The organism is Azotobacter bryophylli (assembly GCF_042643485.1).
Classification (GTDB): domain Bacteria; phylum Pseudomonadota; class Gammaproteobacteria; order Pseudomonadales; family Pseudomonadaceae; genus Azotobacter; species Azotobacter bryophylli.
This window is the reverse complement of sequence record NZ_JBHRSJ010000034.1, coordinates 181,671-202,761: the sequence shown is the minus strand read 5'-3', so window position 1 is coordinate 202,761 and position 21,091 is coordinate 181,671. Positions and strand designations below refer to the sequence as shown.

The 21,091-nt window shown below is 64.3% G+C and carries 21 protein-coding genes and 2 pseudogenes; 20 read left to right on the top strand and 3 right to left on the bottom strand.

Translation table 11 applies throughout. The annotated features are described in order from the left end of the window. Position 1 precedes the first annotated feature (1 nt). The 11 genes and pseudogenes from ACFOJE_RS16920 to ACFOJE_RS16870 all read left to right on the top strand — a co-directional run bounded on the left by ACFOJE_RS16920 (position 2) and on the right by ACFOJE_RS16870 (position 9,256). Positions 2 to 1,774 carry a ParB family protein gene (locus ACFOJE_RS16920; RefSeq protein ID WP_377815812.1) on the top strand — a complete coding sequence of 591 codons (1,773 nt, stop codon included), beginning with the start codon at positions 2 to 4 and terminating at the stop codon, positions 1,772 to 1,774. Positions 1,775 to 1,809: 35 nt separating this feature from the next. Then, positions 1,810 to 2,556, top strand: coding sequence for an STY4526/YPO1902 family pathogenicity island replication protein (locus ACFOJE_RS16915; RefSeq protein WP_377815810.1), 747 nt, complete (start codon positions 1,810 to 1,812; stop codon positions 2,554 to 2,556). After that, positions 2,553 to 3,896 (top strand): STY4528 family pathogenicity island replication protein, encoded by a 1,344-nt coding sequence (locus ACFOJE_RS16910; protein WP_377815809.1) that lies wholly within the window; start codon positions 2,553 to 2,555, stop codon positions 3,894 to 3,896. Before ACFOJE_RS16915 ends, ACFOJE_RS16910 begins: the two co-directional genes overlap by 4 nt. A 59-nt stretch (positions 3,897 to 3,955) precedes the next feature. After that, positions 3,956 to 4,086: pseudogene (locus ACFOJE_RS16905) on the top strand (type II toxin-antitoxin system HigB family toxin); the annotation flags it as partial. Beyond that, positions 4,086 to 4,433: pseudogene (locus ACFOJE_RS16900) on the top strand (helix-turn-helix domain-containing protein); the annotation flags it as partial. The pseudogenes ACFOJE_RS16905 and ACFOJE_RS16900, both read left to right, overlap by 1 nt. Positions 4,434 to 4,653: 220 nt before the next feature. Next, the gene (locus ACFOJE_RS16895; protein WP_377815808.1) at positions 4,654 to 4,950 is read left to right on the top strand and encodes a type II toxin-antitoxin system MqsR family toxin; all 297 of its coding nucleotides are present in this window, start codon (positions 4,654 to 4,656) and stop codon (positions 4,948 to 4,950) included. Positions 4,951 to 4,952: 2 nt separating this feature from the next. After that, positions 4,953 to 5,354, top strand: coding sequence for a type II toxin-antitoxin system MqsA family antitoxin (locus ACFOJE_RS16890; protein WP_377815807.1), 402 nt, complete (start codon positions 4,953 to 4,955; stop codon positions 5,352 to 5,354). Between the two features lie 1,163 nt (positions 5,355 to 6,517). Then, positions 6,518 to 7,279, top strand: coding sequence for a PFL_4669 family integrating conjugative element protein (locus tag ACFOJE_RS16885; RefSeq protein WP_377815806.1), 762 nt, complete (start codon positions 6,518 to 6,520; stop codon positions 7,277 to 7,279). Between the two features lie 5 nt (positions 7,280 to 7,284). Further along, a complete protein-coding gene (locus ACFOJE_RS16880) occupies positions 7,285 to 7,851 on the top strand; it encodes a DUF3158 family protein (RefSeq protein ID WP_377815805.1) in 567 nt (188 codons plus the stop codon). Position 7,852: 1 nt separating this feature from the next. Further along, on the top strand, positions 7,853 to 8,314 hold the full coding sequence (locus ACFOJE_RS16875; protein ID WP_377815804.1) for a single-stranded DNA-binding protein: 462 nt from the start codon (positions 7,853 to 7,855) through the stop codon (positions 8,312 to 8,314). 102 nt (positions 8,315 to 8,416) lie between these two features. After that, positions 8,417 to 9,256: a Rha family transcriptional regulator gene (locus ACFOJE_RS16870; RefSeq protein ID WP_377815803.1), complete on the top strand. Its 840-nt coding sequence runs from the start codon at positions 8,417 to 8,419 to the stop codon at positions 9,254 to 9,256. 11 nt (positions 9,257 to 9,267) lie between these two features. On the opposite strand, the gene ACFOJE_RS16865 is transcribed toward ACFOJE_RS16870, so the two are convergent. Then, positions 9,268 to 9,390: a hypothetical protein gene (locus ACFOJE_RS16865; RefSeq protein WP_377815802.1), complete on the bottom strand. Its 123-nt coding sequence runs from the start codon at positions 9,388 to 9,390 to the stop codon at positions 9,268 to 9,270. Between the two features lie 35 nt (positions 9,391 to 9,425). On the opposite strand from ACFOJE_RS16865, the gene ACFOJE_RS16860 reads away from it, so the two are divergent. The 3 genes from ACFOJE_RS16860 to ACFOJE_RS16850 all read left to right on the top strand — a co-directional run bounded on the left by ACFOJE_RS16860 (position 9,426) and on the right by ACFOJE_RS16850 (position 12,341). After that, complete coding sequence (locus ACFOJE_RS16860) at positions 9,426 to 9,803, top strand: hypothetical protein (RefSeq protein WP_377815801.1); 378 nt, start codon at positions 9,426 to 9,428, stop codon at positions 9,801 to 9,803. Positions 9,804 to 9,823: 20 nt separating this feature from the next. Then, positions 9,824 to 11,785 carry a DEAD/DEAH box helicase gene (locus ACFOJE_RS16855; RefSeq protein WP_377815800.1) on the top strand — a complete coding sequence of 654 codons (1,962 nt, stop codon included), beginning with the start codon at positions 9,824 to 9,826 and terminating at the stop codon, positions 11,783 to 11,785. A 109-nt stretch (positions 11,786 to 11,894) separates the two neighbouring features. Next, positions 11,895 to 12,341 (top strand): arsenate reductase ArsC, encoded by a 447-nt coding sequence (locus ACFOJE_RS16850; protein ID WP_377815799.1) that lies wholly within the window; start codon positions 11,895 to 11,897, stop codon positions 12,339 to 12,341. 90 nt (positions 12,342 to 12,431) lie between these two features. Here the strand turns inward: ACFOJE_RS16850 and ACFOJE_RS16845 are convergent, their stop codons facing one another. Together ACFOJE_RS16845 and ACFOJE_RS16840 are read right to left on the bottom strand one after the other, a co-directional pair. Continuing rightward, on the bottom strand, positions 12,432 to 13,190 hold the full coding sequence (locus ACFOJE_RS16845) for a CHAD domain-containing protein (protein ID WP_377815797.1): 759 nt from the start codon (positions 13,188 to 13,190) through the stop codon (positions 12,432 to 12,434). A 65-nt stretch (positions 13,191 to 13,255) separates the two neighbouring features. Then, positions 13,256 to 13,453, bottom strand: a complete 198-nt coding sequence (locus ACFOJE_RS16840) for a hypothetical protein (protein WP_377815795.1) — start codon at positions 13,451 to 13,453, stop codon at positions 13,256 to 13,258. Positions 13,454 to 13,649: 196 nt separating this feature from the next. On the opposite strand from ACFOJE_RS16840, the gene pilL2 reads away from it, so the two are divergent. From pilL2 to ACFOJE_RS16810, 6 genes are read left to right on the top strand one after another with little or no spacing between them, the layout of a single operon-like run. Beyond that, positions 13,650 to 14,825, top strand: a complete 1,176-nt coding sequence (gene pilL2 / locus ACFOJE_RS16835) for a PFGI-1 class ICE element type IV pilus protein PilL2 (protein ID WP_377815794.1) — start codon at positions 13,650 to 13,652, stop codon at positions 14,823 to 14,825. Further along, on the top strand, positions 14,822 to 16,561 hold the full coding sequence (gene pilN, locus ACFOJE_RS16830; protein WP_377815792.1) for a PilN family type IVB pilus formation outer membrane protein: 1,740 nt from the start codon (positions 14,822 to 14,824) through the stop codon (positions 16,559 to 16,561). The genes pilL2 and pilN overlap by 4 nt, the downstream gene beginning before the upstream one ends. A 4-nt stretch (positions 16,562 to 16,565) precedes the next feature. Beyond that, entirely contained in the window at positions 16,566 to 17,939 is a 1,374-nt protein-coding gene (gene pilO2 / locus ACFOJE_RS16825; protein WP_377815791.1) for a type 4b pilus protein PilO2, read from the top strand. Beyond that, positions 17,929 to 18,459 carry a type IV pilus biogenesis protein PilP gene (gene pilP, locus ACFOJE_RS16820; RefSeq protein ID WP_377815789.1) on the top strand — a complete coding sequence of 177 codons (531 nt, stop codon included), beginning with the start codon at positions 17,929 to 17,931 and terminating at the stop codon, positions 18,457 to 18,459. Before pilO2 ends, pilP begins: the two co-directional genes overlap by 11 nt. Positions 18,460 to 18,468: 9 nt before the next feature. Then, positions 18,469 to 20,004 carry a GspE/PulE family protein gene (locus tag ACFOJE_RS16815; RefSeq protein ID WP_377815787.1) on the top strand — a complete coding sequence of 512 codons (1,536 nt, stop codon included), beginning with the start codon at positions 18,469 to 18,471 and terminating at the stop codon, positions 20,002 to 20,004. Then, positions 19,994 to 21,085, top strand: a complete 1,092-nt coding sequence (locus ACFOJE_RS16810) for a type II secretion system F family protein (protein WP_377815785.1) — start codon at positions 19,994 to 19,996, stop codon at positions 21,083 to 21,085. The genes ACFOJE_RS16815 and ACFOJE_RS16810 overlap by 11 nt, the downstream gene beginning before the upstream one ends. The last annotated feature ends 6 nt before the right edge of the window (positions 21,086 to 21,091 follow it).

Genomic DNA, 21,091 nt, shown 5'->3' with positions numbered 1-21,091 from the left:
CATGAGCAACAAGCTATCCCAAGAGCAACTGGCCGGGCGCATGCTGCACGGCGGCTTCGAGCGCAAGGCCCCGGCTGTCCAGCGCCTGCCGGACCCCGTGGCGGACACGCCCATGTACCTGACCCTGGACGACATCGCTCCCTACGACACCAACCCGCGCACGACCCGGAACGAGAAGTACGACGAGATCAAGCAGTCGATCCGAGAGCGGGGCCTGGACCATCCGCCCTCGATCACCCGCCGCCCGGGCGCGGACAAGTTCATGATCCGCGACGGCGGCAACACCCGGCTCACCATCCTGCGCGAGCTGTGGCAGGAGACCAAGGACGAGCGCTACTACCGGCTGCACTGCCTGTTCCGCCCCTGGAACGCCGAGCGGGGCGAACTGGTCGTCCTGACCGGCCACCTGGCCGAGAACGACGTGCGCGGCGACCTGATGTTCATCGAGCGGGCCGTCGGCGTCGACCGGGCACGCCAGTTGTACGAGCAGGAGAACGGCGGCCAGGCGATTTCCCAGCGGGAACTGGCGCGCCGGCTGAAAGCGGACGGCTATCCGATTTCCCACTCGCACATCAGTCGGATGCAGGAAACCATCCGGGTCCTGCTGCCGGCGATCCCGACCCTGCTCTACTCGGGCCTGGGCAAACCGCAGATCGAAAAACTGCTGTCGCTGCACTCGGCGGCCGAGCAGGTCTGGAACGATTGGCTCACCGAAAAAGGACCGGACGCGGAGGTCCCGAACACCGAGTTCGAGCCCCTGTTCCAGAACGTGCTGAGCACCTTCGAGAACAACGACACGCAGGAGTTCGTCTACCGCTCGGTTCAGGACGAACTGATCGGCCAGATGGCCCTGCTCACGGGGGTCGGCTACGAGTCCATCCTGCGCGCCCTGGACGACAAGCAGAAGGGGCTGCGGCGCAGCAACCTGATCCCACTGCCCGAGGCGCTGCCGGAAGAACTGGCGGCGGAGTCCATTCAGACACTCCCGGCGCCCCTGGCGGGCGAAACCACCCCGCCCGCGGTCGCCACGCCGACGCGGGAAGCCCGCGACCGAGCGACGCCCACCACTCCGCCGTCACAGCCGAAGTCGGTCCCCGCTCCCACCGATACCGGAACGGGAAACGCGGACGCCGCCTCGACCGAGCACCTGTCGGACGAGGAGCGTCAGGCCCGGATCGACGGTCACATCGTGACGCCGGTCCAGACCTCGGCCCGCGTCGAGCAGATACGCCGGCAGATCGCCGCGGCCGACGGGGAGACGCTGCCGGACTTCAACGCCAATGCCCTGGTCTCGATCCCAGTCCAGGCCGGCGGCCTGCATCCCATCTCGGATGTCTGGTACATCGAGCGGGTGAACAACTTCCCCCATGAGCTGCGCCCGATCTGTGCCGACCTGGCTCGCGAGATCGCCTCCCTCGCCGGCCTGGACCCGGCCCTGATCCAGTCGGCGGCGGGCGGTCTGGGCTTCACCTGCGAGGAGCCGGCCGAGGACCAGCTCGATGCCCTTAGCGATGCGGCGTTCCATGCCAAGCTGCTGTTGCAGAGCCTGAGCGGAGTGTGGCTGGTCGCGCTCCAGGTCGACCCGGAGCAGACCCGCGCCGCCGTCGTCGAGTTCGAGTTCGCAGCCCAACTCGGCGCCCTGCTGCTGGGTCAGCCGGCACGCGCCGACCAACCCGCACAGCTCGCCGACCGGCTGAGCGACGCCGCAGTGGTGAAACTCTTCCGCTTGATCCGCCTGGGGCGCCGACTCGTCGAACTCGAAACCGAGGCATGATCCGTCGACAGGACATACGTATCAGGAAGTCGCTCATGTCCAAGAAGCAAAATCCTTTGAATGAAGCGATGCTCGCCCAGATCCTGCACAACCTGCGCATCGGCGATCTGCGCCGATGCCAGGCCATGGGCCTGGACCACGAACTCATCGCGCTAATCCAGCATCCAGCCGCGGCCAGCCTGCTGGTCAACTCCTCGGCGCTCTGGTGTCACGCCGCGGTCGACGCGGAGGCCGTGAAGAACCTGCTGAACAGCCGGCAACGCGACAGCGAGGAGGAGCGCCTTGTCCAGCGCGCCATCCGACTCGGGGCGACCGCCAGCATGCTCAAGCACTTCTTCGGCCTGACCGCCCAACAGGTGGCCCAGCAGCGCCTGCTGCTGAATCTGCCGGCCCGCTCCGGCCGCTTCGCCGAATTGCCGGAGTCGCCGGAACTCTGGTATCGCTTCCTCGACCTAATGGAGGAGCACGAGGGGGATCCTAGCGATCCCTACGCCCTCCTGGACGTGGCGATGATGCTGACCGAGGAAATCAACGGTCCGCTGGAGGAGAGCGAGGAGGCCCCCGAGACGAGGGAGCGCATCCCGCTGGCCGCCGTCTGGGCACGCATCCAGTGCTGGGTCCGCGAGGGGACCTATCCGCCCCGACACGCGCCCGCCCGATCGTCACTGCGTCTGCTCGCTGCGCCCACACCGCCCTCCCCACCGGAACCCCAGGCATCCGCTGACAGCGACCGCGCCGCGGGTTCGCCATCCCCTCATTCGGTAGAAGGCGATCGGCTGTGACACCCCGAAGAAAACGCTTCACGGCCCCCCTGGAGGGGGTCATCAATCAGGCGGCCGGGATGCTGCACAATCATCTCCAGCAGCAACAGGCGAGAAAAGCTGCAGGCCTGTCGATGCCGGCCGAGGACATGGCCGGCATCGTCTTTAGTGGCAACCCGCACGAGACCGTGCCTCGACGACTGCTCCTGGACGATCGCCTGTCGCCCCTGGAGCGCAACCTCTGGCAGGTCTTCCGGCTGCTGATCAACGCGGACGGAGTCACCGCCTTCCCCACCTATGAGCAGTTGCGCCCCTACCTCGGCAATACGCCGGGCAAACCCGCCTCCCGGGAAACCGTGGCCAAGGCGCTCACCGTCCTGCGCCTGACCCGCTGGCTCAGTCTCGGCCGCCATGTGCGCGACGCCGCCAGCGGACAGATGCAGGGCAACGTCTACATCCTCCACGACGAGCCGGTGAGCTGCACCGAGGCGATGGAGATCGACCAGGACTACATGGCGCTGGTCGGCCAGTCGCTCGAGCACAGCAACAAGGCAGTGCGTCAGGTCGCCGGCCGGGCGCTGACCGACCTGGCCAACGATCCCGACCTCGGCGAGAGACTGCCGACCCGGCTGGAAGTGCTCGAGCAGCGCCTGTCCCTCACTGAGTTCGGAATCCGAACTCAGGTAGCCGTCGTGCCCGAAGAGCCGAGTTCGGATTCCGAACTGAGCAAAAACGAGGGGATAGAAAATTTCGCGGCCCCGAGTTCGGAATCCGAACTCAGACGAAATCCGGGGCTTCCAGACCGAGTTCGGAATCCGAACTCATCTAGTACGTATACGAATACAGATACCTCTGTATGTAAAAGCTCTGTACCGCGCCCGAGGCTGCTGGAAGAGCTGACCCTGCCCGCGACCTTCCACCGCCTGGACGAGGAGCAGCAGCGAACCGCCCTGGTCATGTTGGCCAAGGTTGACGCCGAGCTTCGCCAGCCGCTGTTGAACCAGTGGCACCATCGGTGCAGCACCGGGGCGGTGCGCACCCCGTTCGGCTACCTGCTCAGCTGCGTGCAGAAAGCGGTGTCCGGCGAGTTCAACGCCCACTGGCAGGTGCCCAAGGACCAGCCGGCACAAGCCACGTCGGCTCCGGTCGCACCGAGCGCACCGCAACCGCCGCAACCTGATCGCCCCCAGACACCGAAGGCCCTGCCGCCCGCGATCACGGTGAACCCGCCGAGAACCTCGCCCAGCCCGGAGACGGCCACCACTGCACGCAGCGCATTGGCAGGGATGAAGAGCGCCATTCTTCGAGGGCGGGGACTGGGTGATGCCAGTGGCATCACTCCGCAGGGAGAGCCAGGGTGACGCCTTGGGCAACACTCCGGCAGGTCGGCTCCGGGTGGTTCCCGGGGCCCTCCAGCAGCCAGGTGGTGTTCAACATCGACAGCAACAAGTACCGGGTTATCCTGGCAATCGATTACGAACGACAGCTTGGATTCGTAAGACTCGTAGGCCCCATGTCCAGTACGACCAGATCAACACGGAGACCGTGTAATGAACATCAAACCGATTCGTTCCGATGATGACCTGGCCGCGGCCTTTGCGCGCATGGAACAACTGTGGGGTTCCGAGATCGGTACGCCGGAGGGCGACGAGTTGGAAGTGCTGGCGGTGCTGATCGAGAAATACGAGGACGAGCACTATCCGATGCAGCCTTCCGACCCCATCGAAGCCATCAAATTCCGTATGGATCAGCAGGGGCTGACCCCACGCGACCTAGAGCCGTACATCGGCTCCAGCGGCCGGGTTTCCGAGGTTCTGAACCGGAAATGCAAATTGAGCTTGGCGATGATAAAACGCCTTCATGATGGGCTGCACATTCCCTATGAAAGCCTGCTAGCTAGCAGGCGCGGCCTAACAACACCTTTTCCCGAATACCCAAGTGTTGCCACTGACTCCGACAGGACAGCCAAGGTGGTTCCCGGGGAAACACCCCAGCAGGATGGCCAAAGGTGATTCTCTAGAATCACTCCAGCTGGAAGCCCGCAGAATCCGGGAAAATCGTACGCCCAGACCATTAACCAAGTTGCCAAATACAACCTAATAGGTTAATACTGCTCATATGGAAAAAAGAACTCCGCACTGCAAGTTGCCAGTCGTCAGAGCCTTGATTGAGGCTGGCAAGGTGCGCTCAACCATGTCTGCACTGGCTGGCGGGGCATCGTTGGGGTACGACTTTGAGAGGATCGTCGGCGTTGTCATGGCACTGACGCCGGCAGACTTCTACAAAAGCATGACGACGCATGCCGACCATACGGTTTGGCAAGATGTGTACCGGACTAACACGGAGGCCGGAGAGATCTATCTGAAACTCACGGTCATTGATGACGTGCTCATCGTGTCCTTTAAGGAGCTATGAACATGAAATGTCCATCTTGTGCAGCGGCGGAACTGGTGCATGACACCCGCGATATACCACATACCTACAAGAGCGAATCGACCATCATTCCGGCAGTAACTGGCGACTTCTGCCCAGCCTGTGGCGAGGTAGTCCTTGATGCAAACGAGTCAGCCCGTATCAGCACGGCGATGTTGGAGTTTAACAAGCAGGTGAATGCCTCGATTGTCGATCCTGGCTTTATCGCCAGCGTCCGCAAGAAGCTCTCACTTGACCAGCGCGAAGCTGCCGAGATATTCGGCGGTGGCGTGAATGCGTTCTCGCGTTACGAGAATGGCAAAACAAAGCCACCTCTGGCTCTGGTGAAACTGCTCAAGGTGCTCGATCGCCACCCCGAGCTACTGAACGAAGTCAGAACAGCATAGCCTCCCCCGTCCGGTTGAAATAATCCCTAACCGGGCGTTAGCAACACCCCGCAGGACGGCTCCAGGTGATGCCACTGGCATCACCCTGCAGAGAGCAAGCCCAAGTGTTGCCACTGGCAACACTCCGCAGAGAGCCGAATCCGTGTTGCCACTGGCAACACTCCAGCAGAGAGCAAGCCCAAGTGTTGCCCCGGGCAACACTCCAGCAGGAAGCCGAACCCGTGTTGCCACTGGCAACACTCCGCAGAGAGCCGGCCCCGTGTTGCCACTGGCAACACTCCGCAGAGAGCCGAATCCGTGTTGCCACTGGCAACACTCCGCAGAGAGCCGAATCCGTGTTGCCACTGGCAACACTCCGCAGAGAGCCAAATCCGTGTTGCCACTGGCAACACTCCGCAGAGAGCCAAATCCGTGTTGCCACTGGCAACACTCCGCAGAGAGCCAAATCCGTGTTGCCACTGGCAACACTCCGCAGAGAGCCGAACCCGTGTTGCCACTGGCAACACCCCACAGGGAGCCGGCCCCGTGTTGCCACTGGCAACACTCCGCAGAGAGCCGAATCCGTGTTGCCACTGGCAACACTCCAGCAGGACGCCCAGGTGATTCCCCGGGAATCACTCCGGCAGGACTGCCCCGGTGGTTCCAGTGGAATCACTCCAGCAGAGAGCAAGCCCAAGTGTTGCCCCGGGCAACACTCTGCAGGACGCCAATCCAGTGTTGCCACTGGCAACACCCCACAGGGAGCCGGCCCCGTGTTGCCACTGGCAACACTCCGCAGAGAGCCGAACCCGTGTTGCCGCTGGCAACACTCCGCAGAGAGCCGAACCCGTGTTGCCACTGGCAACACTCCAGCAGGAAGCCGAACCCGTGTTGCCACTGGCAACACTCCAGCAGGACGCCCAGGTGATTCCCCAGGAATCACTCCGGCAGGACGCCCAAGGTGATTCCACTGGAATCACTCCGGCAGGACGCCCCTAGTGGTTCCACTGGAAACACTCCGGCAGGTCGGCCCAGGTGATGCCCCGGGCATCACTCCCAGCCTCCTCACCTCCCTCAGAAAAACCCAAACCGACCAAATAAGGGTTTCCTGCTGACCCGCGCCCTACCGCGTGGGCATGCTGGCCGTGCGTGATCCACCCCTCTATATAGAAGGAATCCCCTGCATGGCTGACAGCTTCCAGCTCAACCTCGGCTCGTTGCGTAGCAGCGTCCAACTGACCCTCCACACCCACCATGCCTCCCGTCTCTGGTTCGGCCGTCCCCGCGGCGAGAACGGCAAGCCCGGCATGATCGGCCTGAGCGGCTTCGCCAACATCATCAACCGCATCAAGCAAGGCGCCGCCCAGGACGATCCCTACTCCGACTGGTTCCTCCTCATGATCGAGGAGCGCATCGAGGAAGCCAGCCAGCAGCTCAAGGACATCGACAGCAAGCTCGACGAGGTCATGGCCTGCCTGCCCGCCCAGCTCAGTGTCAGCAACAATCTGTCCGTCCAGCCGATGACCCTGCCGCTGTATCTGACCTCGCCGCTCGCCTACAAGGGCGTCTACCTGCTGACCAGCTACGACGAACTGGTCCGCCGGATCCTGCTGGCCAACCATATCGGCCTCATCGACAACCACACCAAGGAGGCTTGGCTCGACGAGGGCTCGGCCATCCTCCGTCGCCTCTTTGGCCTGGGCCAGCGCTACAAGGGCTTCTCGGGAGCCAGCCGCGACGACTTCGCCGCCAACAACGCCCGTGCCCAGGCAGCTCGCGAGATGTACGCCTTCCTCGGCGAGCTACCCGCCGACGTGCTCGACGGCTCCCGCCGTTCCAAGTACGCGCCGGACATCACCCGGGCCAACACCTCGCGGGCCGTCGAGGATGATGAGGACGATGCCCTGGACCAGCCCGCCCCTGACTTCGACCAGGACGAGGCCTGAGTCCGATGATCAGGAAGCTGGCTCAGCCCACCGAGCACGATGCGCTGCAACAGGGCTCCTTCCAGCCGCTGCAACAGACTGACTTTTCCAGCCTGCAACATGCGCCCTTCCTAAAAGGCCTTTTAAAACCCTTTAAGGGTAAGGGGGAGCTGGACCTGCTCGCCGAGCAATGCCGGGTACTGGAGGACAGCCTCAAGGCGCTCGCTCAGGACCGGGTACTGGCCCAGGCCACCCGTTATCCCTTCACCCTGCTGCCGGTCCGGCTGACCAAGCAGGCCACGAGCGCCGGCCCCGTGTTCCTGCGCTGGCAGCAGACCGGAACCCGAGCGATGGGCGTTCAGCTGTGGCGCGATCTGGTCGCGGCCGCCCGAACCCCCACGTCCCTGCTCCAGGACCTTCATGCCCTGGAGCTTCAACGCATCGCATTGAACATGCAGATCAGCCTGGTTCACACCATCGGCCGCCAGGCCGCCGAGTGCGCCGAGAAGATGGCCCAGGCCGACACCGCTTACAGGGAGCGGCTGCAACAGATTTCCACCAGCGACAACACCGCCAATCGAGAGGAGGCCTGATATGGGCACTGCAGTGGTATGGGAAGGCAACATCGGCTCCGCCCCGGAGTTCAAGGAGTTCCCCAACGGCAACAAGGATCCGCGTCGGCTCTGCCGGCTGAACGTGTACTTCGACAACCCGGTGCCCAAGGGCGATGGCTACGAGGACCGCGGCGGGTTCTGGGCCAACGTCGAGATCTGGCACGCGAACGCCGAGCAATACGCCTCGCTGTACCAGAAGGGCATGCGGGTGGTGGTCCAAGGCCGGGCCATCATGGACACCTGGACGAATGCGGAAGGTGAGGAGCAGTCCGCGCTGAAGGTTCAGGCGTCCCGCGTGGGCATCCTGCCCCACCGGATCGAACAGGTCGTGCTGGGCCAGAGCAGCAACCCGTCGCGGCAAGGCACGGGGCAGACGCCCCGGGCGAGTGGCGGACCACAACGGTCAACTGATCAGGACTTCGACGACGACATTCCCCTGTAGTGACCGGGCGGAAAATCGCGCGCCCCATCGTGAATCTTTCGGTGGAGACGAGGCGACTCCGCGTCTTGCTCCACCTCGAATCAAGCTACTGGAGAGATCGAAATGACCACTTCCCAAACCAGCGTACCTACCCCGGTAACGACCGACACTACCGAGGTCTCGGTCGAGGTGTTCAAGGGCCAGGTGACTACCACGAGCCTGGATGTCGCCAAGCACTTCGGCAAGCGGCATGACAACGTGATCAAGGCTATCCGGAGCCTTGAGTGCCCTGCCGAGTTTCGTGTCCTCAATTTTGAGGAGACGTTAAGAGAAGTCCCGGGGCCTCAAGGCGCGACTCGCCAAGAAGTCTTCTACCGCATGACCCGCGACGGCTTCGTGCTGCTGTGCATGGGGTTCACCGGCAAGCAGGCCGCACAGTGGAAAGTGGCCTACATCATCGCCTTCAACAAGATGGAGCAGGCCCTGCGGGCGCAACCGGCACAGCAGGACGAGCGGGCACTGCTGCGCTTCGCCATCAGGACGCTCGAACTGATGCGGGATCGGCAAACCAACCAGTTGCCGCGCCTCTCGACCGAGGAGATCGTGCAGCACTACCTCAATGTCGAATCGCTCGACCGTGCCACACCTGAGCAGGTCAAGCAGGCCCTGACCTTCATCCAGGGCCAGATCATCGGCGAGGGGAATGCGGCCAAGGTACTGCCCGGCATCGCCGGCTCCTCGATCGCCAAGGACCTGCTCTACGGTCTGCTGCGCACCTCGCATGACGCCGAGATTCTCTTCAACGCCCTGTACGACCAAGGCCTGGAAGTGCTGGCCAGCGAGCACTTCAAGCAGAACATGGCCGGAAAGCTGGCCGAGACGTCGCGTCAGGCCCGCGACCTTCTGGGCTACATCGCCAGCCACGCCGCTCGTGATCCCTTCCAGCACCGGGCGAAGCACTGAAAAAAGCGCCCTCATCGTGAGACTTCCGCGTGGAGACGAGGCAGCAGTGCGTCGTTCTCCACCACCGGAAATGCCTCTCGCTGGATTTCCAATTCCACATAGCCCATCGCCAGTCCGGGGCGGATGATCGGCATGCCTTGTTCCCTGCCTCAACTCTCCCGGAGTGCTCATGAAACCGACCTTACTCGTTGCCTTGCTCCTGACCGCCATAACGCCTTTTGCCCTGGCCGCCAAGAAACAGCTCGAAGCGGGCTCCACCGTGACCGCGACGTTCATCTCCCCTGCCGCCCTGAAGGGATATCGCACGGGGGGGTATGAGCTTCTGACGCTGGATCAGGGGCCGGGTTGCAAGATCATCGCGCTGACGGAGCGGAAGCCAGACGGTTTCTTCTACTCAATCGGCGTGATCACCCCTCAACACCTGGTCTGTCACAATCCCGACCTGAACACCGATATTGTCGGTAAAATTCTTCCAGCTCGCATCGCAACCGAGCCCAAAACGGCCCGAAAGGTCGAATTTATCGTTGCCGAGACCGTGTCACTGTAAGCACCGTCAGACGCACTCGCATGAGCCGTCCCCGGCTGATGAATCGGCCCCCTAGCCTGCTGAAGCGAGTCGTCTTCGACGGCTACGACTTCGGCCTGCAACTGCAGTACGTCGAGGGGGCCAATCGCCTGCTCTTGGAACGGGACGGCTACTTCATCCGTCGTGCCGAACACCCGCTGTACCGCTATTGGCGCCTGTCCAAGAACAAGCTGTTCGAGGAACCGGACCTGCTGTACCAGCAGCTGATGGAGCTGGCCGACGGCCGCTTCACCGAGTCCTGGCAGAGCTTCAACCGGAAACTGGAGCAGGCCCAGGCATCGCCCGATCGGCAGGCCTTCACCTGGGGGATGGTCTTTCGCATCGCCCCGCTCGCCCAGGGCGGCGTGCTGCTCTCCGGCGACTACCACCCCGGCATGGTCGCGGTGGCCCGGCGGATGCGGGGGACCTTCCTCGGGCCGTCGCGCTCTTGGCGGATCGATGCCAGCCCCGAGCTGGTTCGCAGCAATCTGATTCTGGAACTGGGGCTGGCCGAGGAGCAGTTCGAGATCCTGGATACACTCCAAGAGCTGCTGAGCGATGGCTCCGTCGCCTCGGCCGAGGCCATTACCCGAATCAACCTCGGCGGCGCGCCGGCCGAGCGCCAGGCGGTCTCCCTCGAGGATAGTTCAACCGACCTCTACCTGGCGGCAGTCCCCTCCATCGAGCGCACCAAGTACACCGAGGCCGAGATCGAGCAGGCCCTGGCGAGCCATTCGCTGCTGCCTCACCAACCCGCGGGCATCCGCCACCTGCTACAGCGGACCAGCGCCCTGCTGGCCGACGACATGGGGCTGGGCAAGACCCGGCAGGCGATCATCGCCGCAGCGATCCGGGCGGAGGGGCATCCAATACTGGTCGTGACCCTGTCCTCGCTCCTGATCAACTGGCAGCGGGAAATCCAGGCGGTCTATCCCGAGGCGCGGATCGGCCAGCAAACCTTCGACGCGTCCGTCCAGTGGATGGTGATCAACTACGAGCGCCTGGCCGACTACGTCCTGCAGGCCGAGCACTTCCGGGTCATGGTCATCGACGAAGCCCACCGGCTCAAGGAGCCCACCGCCCAGTGCACCCGGCATGGGTTCGACATCGCGGCCAAGGTTCCCAACCGTTACCTGCTGACCGGCACCCCGGTGCTCAACCGCGAGACCGAGCTGCACACCCTCCTGCGGCTGTCCGGTCACCCAGTCGGCCAGTTGCCGCTGAAGGAGTTCTGCGAGCAATTCGCCGGCAGCCCGGAGTTCCGCAAGAACCTGCGCGACGCCATCGGCGACTGGATGCTCCGCCGGCGCAAGGACGTCCTGCCGGGGCTCAAGGGCAAGCAGCGACAAACCGTTCCGGTCGTGCTCGGCGAGGAGCAGCGTAAGGAATACGACGCCATCCGGGCCTGCGATCAGCAGCCCTTCGCCCGCCTGGGCGCGATGCGTCGCCTGCTCGAACGGGCGAAGGTGCCGGTCGTCATGGAGCTGCTGGCCGAGCTCGATGTCGCCGACAAGGCGATCCTGTTCTGCGAATACAAGGAAACTGTCGGGGTGCTGAAACAGCTCTGCGAATCCGCCGGGATGGGCTGCGTCACCCTGGTCGGCTCCGACAGCGTGACCAAGCGGCAGAAGGCGATCGACCGCTTCCAGCAGGACGACGAGACCCGGGTCTTCATCGGGACGACGTCGGCCGCCGGAACCGGCAACAACCTGACCGCCGCGAACTATGTGTTCTTCCTCGGCCTGCCCTGGACGCCCGCCCTGCAGGACCAGGCTGAGGACCGTGCCTACCGCAACGGTCAGCGGCGTCTGGTGGTGGTCAAGATCCCCCTGGTCGAACACTCGATCGATCAGCAGCTCTGGCAGTTGCTGCTGGACAAGCGTCGGCTGTCCCAGGAGCTCATCGAGCCCGACCCGGTTGCGGCGGCCAAGGCGATGCAGACAACGCTCGTGAAGGTGCTTTAAGTGCGATAGCCCAAGAAACCGTGATGCATTCACGGCCTTGTCAGACACGTCGGTTTTACTTGAAGGGCGAAGAGAATCCCACAAGGTCAATCTGATGCCGGGGTCTTACATGAACAGCAAAAAACGCGTGCTTTTCATCTGTGCCCACAATTCCGCCCGCTCGCCGATGGCCGAGGCTCTGCTGCGGTATATCGCTCCCGAACAGTTCGACGCCTTCAGTGCCGGCATCCAGCCAACTCCGGTCGACTCCCGTGTACTGGCGGTACTGTCGCAGCTGGATATCCCGAGCGAGGGGCTGCACAGCAAACCGCTGGAGGCGTTCGCCGGCCAGCAATTCGATTACGTCATCACCTTGTGCGACAAGTCCGCCCAGGAATACCAAATGATGCCGAGAGGCGAGGAAGTGATTGCCTGGAATGTCGAAGACCCACAGGCCAGCAGCAAACCGGACGCTTTCCGTCATGTCCTGAGCGAAATGAACGAGCGCCTCAAGATATTCGTCCTGCTCAAGACCAGACCGGATCATCAGGGCGCCAATCATCTGCCTCTTGCCTGAGGCCTTGCCGCCTCATCGACTGTGCCAATGATACGGGGGGACCTGCCCGGCCTCGCCGACAGCCGGGTTGGAAAGCGGGCGTGAACGTGGTCAAGCCACTGGAAAATCCTTGAGAAGCCGTTTCAGCACCTGGTCCGAATGCCGCTCGGCACTGGCCATGGCTTCGCGCCAGGTCTCGCACAAGGGCTGGAGATCCAGCTCCTGCTCAGCCCGTTGCAGCCACTGCACGCAGTCATGCCAGTCCCCCAGCACCGACTGAGCTGCCCTCAAGCGCTTGGGGGCCTTGTCCGGCAAGTCGGATAGTTTGGGATAGACCTCGTGGGCATAGCGTACCCGCTTGATCAGCACCCGTAGCCGATGCCGGTCATGGGCCGGATTGCGCAGCCCCTCAGCCAGCTTGCGCTGCTGCTTCGCCAGTTGCTTGCGAATGTGCTTGCGCAGGCCTTTGAGCTTGCCTTTCCTTGCAGCCTCTCGACAGATGGCCGGCCACGTTGCCAGAGCATTCCGGAACAGGAGCCACTCGGAGCTGGCCAACAAGGCATCGCGCCCGGCCTCCAATTCACGCCGGCGAGGCTCGACCAGGTCGGGCCGCTCGTGGGCTTCCAGTTCCTGGATCAAGACCTCGGTATCGCGCAGCGGCGTGCTCCGCCGGCCCACCTCTGCGGCGACCAGCTCCAGCGCATTGATCTCGGGTAGGCCCCGTAGAGGGCGCAAGATGCTGCGTAGCCGGCGCACGCCGATACGCAGATCATGCAGGGCCTCATCGTCGCTACGCTCCTGCAGTCGGGCACTGCACGCTTGCAACTCGGTTTCCAGGACCACCACGTGCTCGATCAGCTCATCGATCATTATTGCTTCTCTCCTTGAATACCGACTCGACCAGATGGTGTGGTGCAAGGCCCTGGCCAACTGACTCAGTTTGCCCCGAGATCGAGCGGCAGATCCGGGCAGGCTTCATAGATCTCCGGCAGGAGATGAGGTGCATTCAGTCGCACTCGTAGACGCTCAGCGAAGGCTTCTGCTTCAGCCTGGCAAGGGAAGTTCACGTGGTAGGCCCCGTCCATCTCCACCTGCCAGCTGCCTTTTCCATTTTCAGCTACTTCGACGTTCATCCGTACAATCCTTCGGGCATCAGCCAAATCGCGATAGTAACTGCTGGCCCTAAGCCTGACGAGTTGCATCCCAGGCGAACGACGGCAACTTCAATACGCCCTGATAATCCCTCTGCGACCAAAATAGGATTTTCCGCTGATTTAGGCGGATCGTGCTGGCACCGTGCTCCCATCAGTACATGGGGCCTGCGCATACATGATCCGGCAGTTCACGACTCACTCCTCTCTTCTCCTGCTCCTGGTCGGACTGGTCAGCTGCACACACGCGCCGTCCAAGCCGTCCCTCGACAGCAGCCGCAATCCCGAGCTGCTGTCGCCGGACCTGTATCCCTCGGGTGCCCCTTCGGAGCGCGAAGTGCGCTACGGACGCTACACCCTGGTCAACACCGCGCCGGGGATCGAGCAACGGGACCTGATGGCCCAGATCATCGACATCAACATCCCGGCCAACCTGCGCCCGACCGTGCGCGATGCCATGCAATACGTGCTCAACCGCTCCGGCTACAGCCTGTGCGGCCCCGAGACCCCGCACGTCAACATCCTCTTCACCCGACCGCTCCCAGCCGCCCAGTACAAGATCGGTCCCATGAGCCTGCGCAACACCCTACAAGTGCTGGCGGGTCCGGCCTGGCAGGTCAAAGTCGACGAGGTGATGCGTAACGTCTGCTTCGTTCTGCGCCCGGGCTATCAGTTGCCCGATCCGCCAAGGTCGGCCTTGGCTACCCTGCCGCCGGCCACCGCTCCGGCGACCTCGCCAGCCCCCACGCCCACCAAATCGACACCGACCGCGGTCGTGACGACCGCCGTGCCCAGTGCCAAGCCACTGGTCGCTTCGAAAACGACTGCCGGGACCAGCGGGGGCCAGACTCCAGCCGCCCCGGTCAGCCGGGCCACTGCCGCCAAGCCGGCCCCGGCCCAGACGTCGATCTCGGCTCCGGCTCCCGAAGCCGCAAAAACGACCGTCGCCGCAACTCCCCAGCAGGAACCAGCCAAGGCGCTTCGCCCCACGGCCCCGGCTTCTCCGGTCGCCCAACGCCCGGCCACGAGTCTGCCCGGCAAGCCGGTTTCGAACCCGCCCGCCACGTCGGCCCTCCCGCTCCGGGCGCCGCTGAAGCCCGTCTGGGAGGCCCGGGTGGGTTCCACACTGCGCGAGTCGGTCGAAGCCTGGGCTCGCTCCGCCGACTATCGGGTGATCTGGGAGTGCGACGACCTGGACTACGCCATCGAGGCGCCGTTGCGCTTCAGCGGCAGCTTCGCCGAGGCGGTCACGGAAATTTTCCCTCTCTGGGACAACGCCCGTCGATCTTTCCTGGTCGACGGGAACCCCGACCAGCGGATCGTCCATGTTTCCGAACGGAAGAAGAAAAAGTGATGAATCCCTTGCTTCGCCTGACCAGCCTGGTACTGGCGGTCGCCTGCGCCGCCGGCTGCACGATGCAGCGCATCAACGAGTCCATGGCGCGCACCCAATCCGAGACCGATACGGCCTCGCAGTACACCGCCTACCTGCGCAATCAGCAGCAGGAGCCCAAGCGCAACACAGTGGTGTTCAGCAAGAAGCCCTGGGTGTCCACCCAGCCCATCAGCGCCAAGCGCGGGTTGCCGATGGCACTGGACTGCGAGTTGGCCTATCGGCCGGGCGACAGGGTCAGCATCACCGAGATCGCGCAATACATCACCTCCGAGTGCGGCCTGCCCGTCCTGGTCTCCCCCGATGCGCTCAACCCGGGGCTGGCGGCCGTCACTGCGCCCCCAGCGTCCGGCGCCGCTCGGCCCGCCGGGGGCGATCCCGATAACCTGTCCGACCTGCTCCCGGCCGGGGTAGTCGGCGCCGCGGGACAACCAGCGAGCGTTTCCCGGGGGCCGAGCCTGACCAGCTTTAGCAGCTTCGGACAGACCACGCAGATCGCAAACCTCACCTACAAGGGCAAGCTATCCGGTTTGCTGGACCTGGCGACCGCACGCCTGGGGCTGACCTGGCGCTACTCGCCCGCCGAGCGCGCCGTGCGCATCAGCTACGTCGACACCCGCGTGTTCGAGGTCTGGTCCTTCGGCGACAGTCAGGTTATCGAGAGCGTGGTCAAGTCGGGGATGACCACCAACACCGGAACCAGCAACGGCACCTCCGGAGGCGGGGGTGGAGGCGGCTCCGGCTCCTCCAGCTCCGGAGCCTCGGGACAGTCCGGCAGCAACCAGAGCACGACCGTCACGCTCAGGTCCACGATCCTCACGGACGTCAAGAACAACGTCCAGGCGATGCTCAGCCCCGCGGGGCGCCTGTACCTCTCGACTTCGACCGGCACGCTCACGGTCACCGACCGGCCCGAGGTACTGGCCCGCGTCGAGGCCTACCTGAACGAGACCAACCGCAAGATCACTCAACAGGTCTTGTTCAACGTCCGGGTACTGGAGGTCACCCTGACCGATCAGGATCAGCTCGGTCTGAACTGGGACGTCGTCTACAAATCGCTGGCCAACAAGTGGGGACTGTCGCTGGTTAACACCCTGTCCGACATCAGCACCAACGCGATCTCCGGCTCGGTCGGCATCCTTGATACCGCCCACTCGCCCTGGGCGGGCTCCAATCTCATCGTCAAGGCACTGGCCGAGCAGGGACGCATCTCGACCGTGCGGGAGCCGTCCTTGACCACCCTCAACCTGCAGCCGGCCCCGATCCAGATCGGCAACGTGAAGGGCTACATCGAGTCCAGCAGCACGACCACGACTGCCTCGGTGGGCTCCAACACGGCCCTGCAAGCGGCAACCATCACCAGCGGCTTCAACATGACCCTCCTGCCGCGGCTACTGAGCCAGGACGAGATGCTGCTGATGGTCTCGATCAACATGAGCTCCAAGCCCACCTTCGACGTCTTCCAGAGCAACGGATCCAGCGCCCAGACGCCCGACTACGACACCAAGGTCCTGTCGCCGAAGATCAAGCTGCGCAGTGGCCAGACCCTCATCCTGTCCGGCTTCGATGAATCCCGGGAAGACGCTACCAAGATCGGAGCGGGCAAACCCGGCTTCCTCGGCTTGGGGGGAAGCCAGTCCCGAACCTCCACCCGCAGCGTGCTGGTCGTGCTGATCACTCCCATCGTGACGGGCTGACGCCATGAAGCTGAGCCTGTTGAAGCGGTTGAGGCGCCCTCCCCGGTCATCGCCTCTGGCAGAGAACAACGCGGGCAACTCCAAGGTCCAGGTACTGAGCTACCACGGCAACGCCTTCGTCACCGGACTCCTCTGGCATCCCCTGGGCAGCCTGACCGGCTACATGAAGGAAGCCCGCCAGTTCGGCCGTCAGGAGTCGATGGACATCGTGGCGATCCGCCGCACCGAGTCCATCATCCAGGCCGGCTTCGTCTCGCGCAGCGACGGGGCGGTCAAAGGCATGTACTCCCTGGCCGCCGCCTTGGCCGGCCAGTTGGGCAAGTCCTGGCTGGCGGCCTGGCGGATCACTCCGGACGAGGACCGCTATGCCCTGGTCGCCGTGCTCAAGGGCGCCGTCATCCCGGGTTGCGACCTGGTCGGCACCGCGGAGACGATCAAGCGCAAGGTCGCCCAGCAGCTCAGTCGGGAGATTACCTTCGAGGAGATCTTCCTGCCCGCCGAGTTCGAGCACGGCGGAAAGCCGATCGACATCGAGCAGTTGCTGCGGCCCGAACGCCTCAAGCGTGAGTACCGCCTGCGTCCGCTGGCCTTCGGCCTGTCACGCGAGGAGCTGCTGAAGCTCGGGGCGCTGGCCGCCCTGGGGCTGATCGCCCTGGTCGGCTTCCAGCGCTGGCAAGCGCATCAGGCCGAACTGGCGCGCCAGGCCGCGCTGGAAGCGGAGCGCCGACGCCAGGCCGAACTGGCCGAGCTCGCCCAGCGCTCCGGCGAGACCCAGCCGGCCCAGGCTCTGGAGCACCCCTGGGCCAAACAGCCCAGCGTGGTGGCTTTCGTCGAGGGCTGCAACGCATTGATCGATCAGTTGCCCCCGTCGATCGCCGGCTGGCTGTTCAGCGCCGCCCAGTGCGACGGCACTCTCGTCTCCGCGAACTACAAGCGAACAGGCAACAGCACCGCCGCCGAGTTCAGCCAGGCGGCCGAGGGCCTTTTCGCCGAGGCGCCGGCCTTCTACGACGAGGGCAACAGCGCCGCGGTCAAGACCAACCTGGTGTTGCCCCTGGCCGGTGACGAGCCCCTGCGCGATGCGAGCACGGCCCTAGCCGACCTGACGTCCTGGCTGCAGCAGCAATCCCTCGTGCCCGCCATCAAGGAAGTGCCGGTTGCCGTCCCCGCGCCGCCCGCCATCCCCGGGCAACCCGCGCCGCCGCCACCGCCCCCACCCGACTGGAAGCACTTCGAAGTACAAACGAGCAGTCCCTTGCCGCCGGCCCTCTTCCTCAAGGGGATTGAGGGGCGCGGGCTCCGTCTGCGCGAGATCACCACCCAGTGGCAGGGCCACGAATCGAAATGGTCGATCACAGGAGACCTGTATGCGAAATAGCCATCGAAGAGTCCCGCTCCTCGGCCTTCTGCTGCTCGGTGCGACCGCTGCCCAGGCTGCAGAGCCCTACGCCGGCGTGAGCGTCGGACAACTGTCCCAGGTACAGAGCGAGACCCTGCTGTACCAGGCCATGGCCGAACGGGCCAAGGCCAAGAGAGCCTTGGAGGCCGAGGGCGGCAGCCTGACATCACCGACGCCACGCGCCCAGCCCGGAGCCGCGCCGGTCTCCGCTCAGGCCCCCGAGACCCTGCCGGTGGTCAAGAGCATCCTGGGCTCCCGCGGGTCGATGCGCGCCGTGCTGCTGTACAGCGGCGGCCTGGAGGTCAATGCCTACCTCGGCGGCGGGGAGCTGCCGGGCGGCTACACGGTCTCCGCCCTGACGCTCGACCGTGTCGAGCTGACCCGCAACGGACAACGCTACCCCCTGGGCTTCTCGAATCAGGAGCCGGCGGCCACTGGCACTCCATCCACCACCAGGAGCGGGGTGCCCGTGGCCCCCGGCCTGCCTGGGAGGTTCTGACCTGTGAACATGAAAAGCGAAGACGCCGAGGCGCTACCGACGCCGCTGAAACAACGGGTGCTCACGGCCGAGGGCGCCGAGTGGGGCGACCTCAAGCCCGAATTGCGACAGCTGTGCGCCCTGGTCGACGAGGGACAGGCGCACCCCGTGCTGTACGTCTCCGGCCAGCATCGCACCGACCATTTCATCCTGGCGTTCATGGATCGGCTCGATCGGGCGGGCGTCGCCTATGAGGTGCGCTCCTCGACCATGAGCGAGATCAAGGCGCTCTACCAGCTCGACGACTCGCCGAAGGGCACGGGCGGCAGCGACACCACTCATCGCCAGCGCGAAATGGTGGAGCTCATGGGGCTCGCGCATGAGCGTCAGGCCTCGGACATTCACCTGGTGGTGGGACACGACATCACCAGCATCCGGTTTCGCGTGCATGGCCAGATGGCCGAGTTCGGCCAGATCCCGAGCGCCAACGGCATCGAGCTCTGCTCGGCCCTCTACAACAGCATGTGCGACGTGGCGGACGAGCATTTCCAGCCCGAGATCAAGCAGGACGCCCGGGTCAGTCGCCGCTTCGTGGAGCAACTGGGCCTTTTCGGCGCCCGGGTGGCCACCCGCCCCATGGTCAACGGCCTTCTGATGGTTCTACGGCTGCTCTACGACGACCAGGGCAAACAGAGCCTCGAGGAGCTCGGCTTCCATGACCAGCAGATCCAACTGCTCAAACGGCTACGGAGTCTGCCCTATGGGGTGAACCTGATCACCGGGCCGACCGGCTCCGGGAAATCCAAGACCCTGCAGATCACCCTCAATCTACTGGCCCGCGAGACCCGCGGCACCAAGCATATCCTCACGGTCGAGGATCCGCCGGAATACCCGCTGCTGGCCAATCAATCGCCGCTCGGCGCTGACGAGTCCTGGGATGACGCCATCTCCAACTCAATGCGTCTGGATCCCGACATCCTCATGTACGGGGAGGTGCGGGATCTGGCCTCGGCGCAGGCCGCCTTCCGCGGCGGGATGACCGGGCACCAGGTCTGGTCCACTCTGCACACCAACAACGCGGTCGCCGGCCTGCAGCGCCTGATCGACATGGGAGTGGATCCGAGCCTGGTCACCGATCCGGCCCTGATGACCGCCGTGATCAACCAGTCGCTGCTGCCGGTTCTCTGCCCACAGTGCAAGGTACCGGCCCGTGAGCAGGTGTCGGCGCTACCCGACGACCTGGTGAAACGCCTGCGCGACTTGAGTCTGCTGAATACCGCTTGCCTGGTCGGTCCCGGCTGCCCGCATTGCCGCCAGTTGGGCGTCGTCACGCGGACGCTGGTCGCCGAGATTCTGCTGCCGACGCACCGGTTCATGCAGATCTTCCGCAAGGACGGCGCCGGCGCGGCGCGCAACTACTGGGTCCAGGAGCTGGGCGGCATCACCAAAATAGCCCACACCGGCCTGAAGGTGCGCCGCGGTGAGATCGATCCTCGCATGGCTGAGCCCGTGGTCGGCCCCCTGGACTTCGACCTGTATGTCCTGGAGGACCGTCATGCTGGCTAGGCTGCTCGATGGTTGGTCCTCGCTGGTCGAGAGGTTCTACAGCAAGCAGTTCGGCAGCACCGAGCGCATCCAGTTCTACGAGAGCCTGACGGCACTGCTGGAGAACGGCGTCGGCGTGGACGACGCGCTGAACGAGGTCCGGAGGATCTATAGCGACGACGGCCGCCAACGCTACCACCCGGTCGCCCTGGCCTGCGCCAACATCGGCAAGAAGGTCGGCAACGGCAAGAAGCTGGCGGAGTCCTGCAGTGTCTGGGTGCCCTACCAGGAGATGGCCATCATCGGTGCCGGCGAGCGCTCCGGCAACCTCACCCAGGCCTTTTCCGAGTGCATCCGCATCATCGAGGCGCGCCAGAAGATCCTGTCGCTCATTCTGAACTCGACGCTCTATCCGGTGCTCATCTGGTCGCTGATGGCCTACCTGCTCCATATCATCGCCACCCGGGTAGTGCCGGCCATGGCCCGACTGTCGCCCCCCGAAGACTCGTCCGGCGCCCCCTACCTGCTGTACCTGATCGCCACCTATGTCGACCATTACGGGCTGATCACCCTCATCGCCCTGGTCATCCTGCTGGTCGGCTCCCTGGTCAGCCTGCCCTACCTCACCGGGCCATTGCGGGTACGTCTGGAGCGGCTGCCGCCCTGGTCGATCTACAAGGCCCTGCATGGCTCGACCTTCCTGCTCAACATCGCCGTGATGCTGCGGGCCAACATCAACCAGATCGAGGCCCTGGACACGCTGATGGTCAACGCCACGCCCTGGCTGCGCGAGCGTCTCCTGGCCGTCAGCTACGGGGTCGAGATCGGCAAGAACTTCGGCGTGGCCCTGAAGCTGGCCGGCCATGAGTTTCCGGACAAGACCGCCATCCATTTCCTCTGCGTCCTGGCGACGCGCAAGAGCTTCGCCGACGCCATCCACCGCTTCGCCAACCGCTGGCTCGACACCTCGCTGAAGAATGTCGAGCGCTATACGAAAGGCTTCCTGCTGTTCTCCGGCATTGCCATGGGGTCGCTGATGATCCTGGTGTTGATCGGGACCAACAGCATGCAGACCGCCGTTTCCACTCCCCTTGCACGTTGATCACGA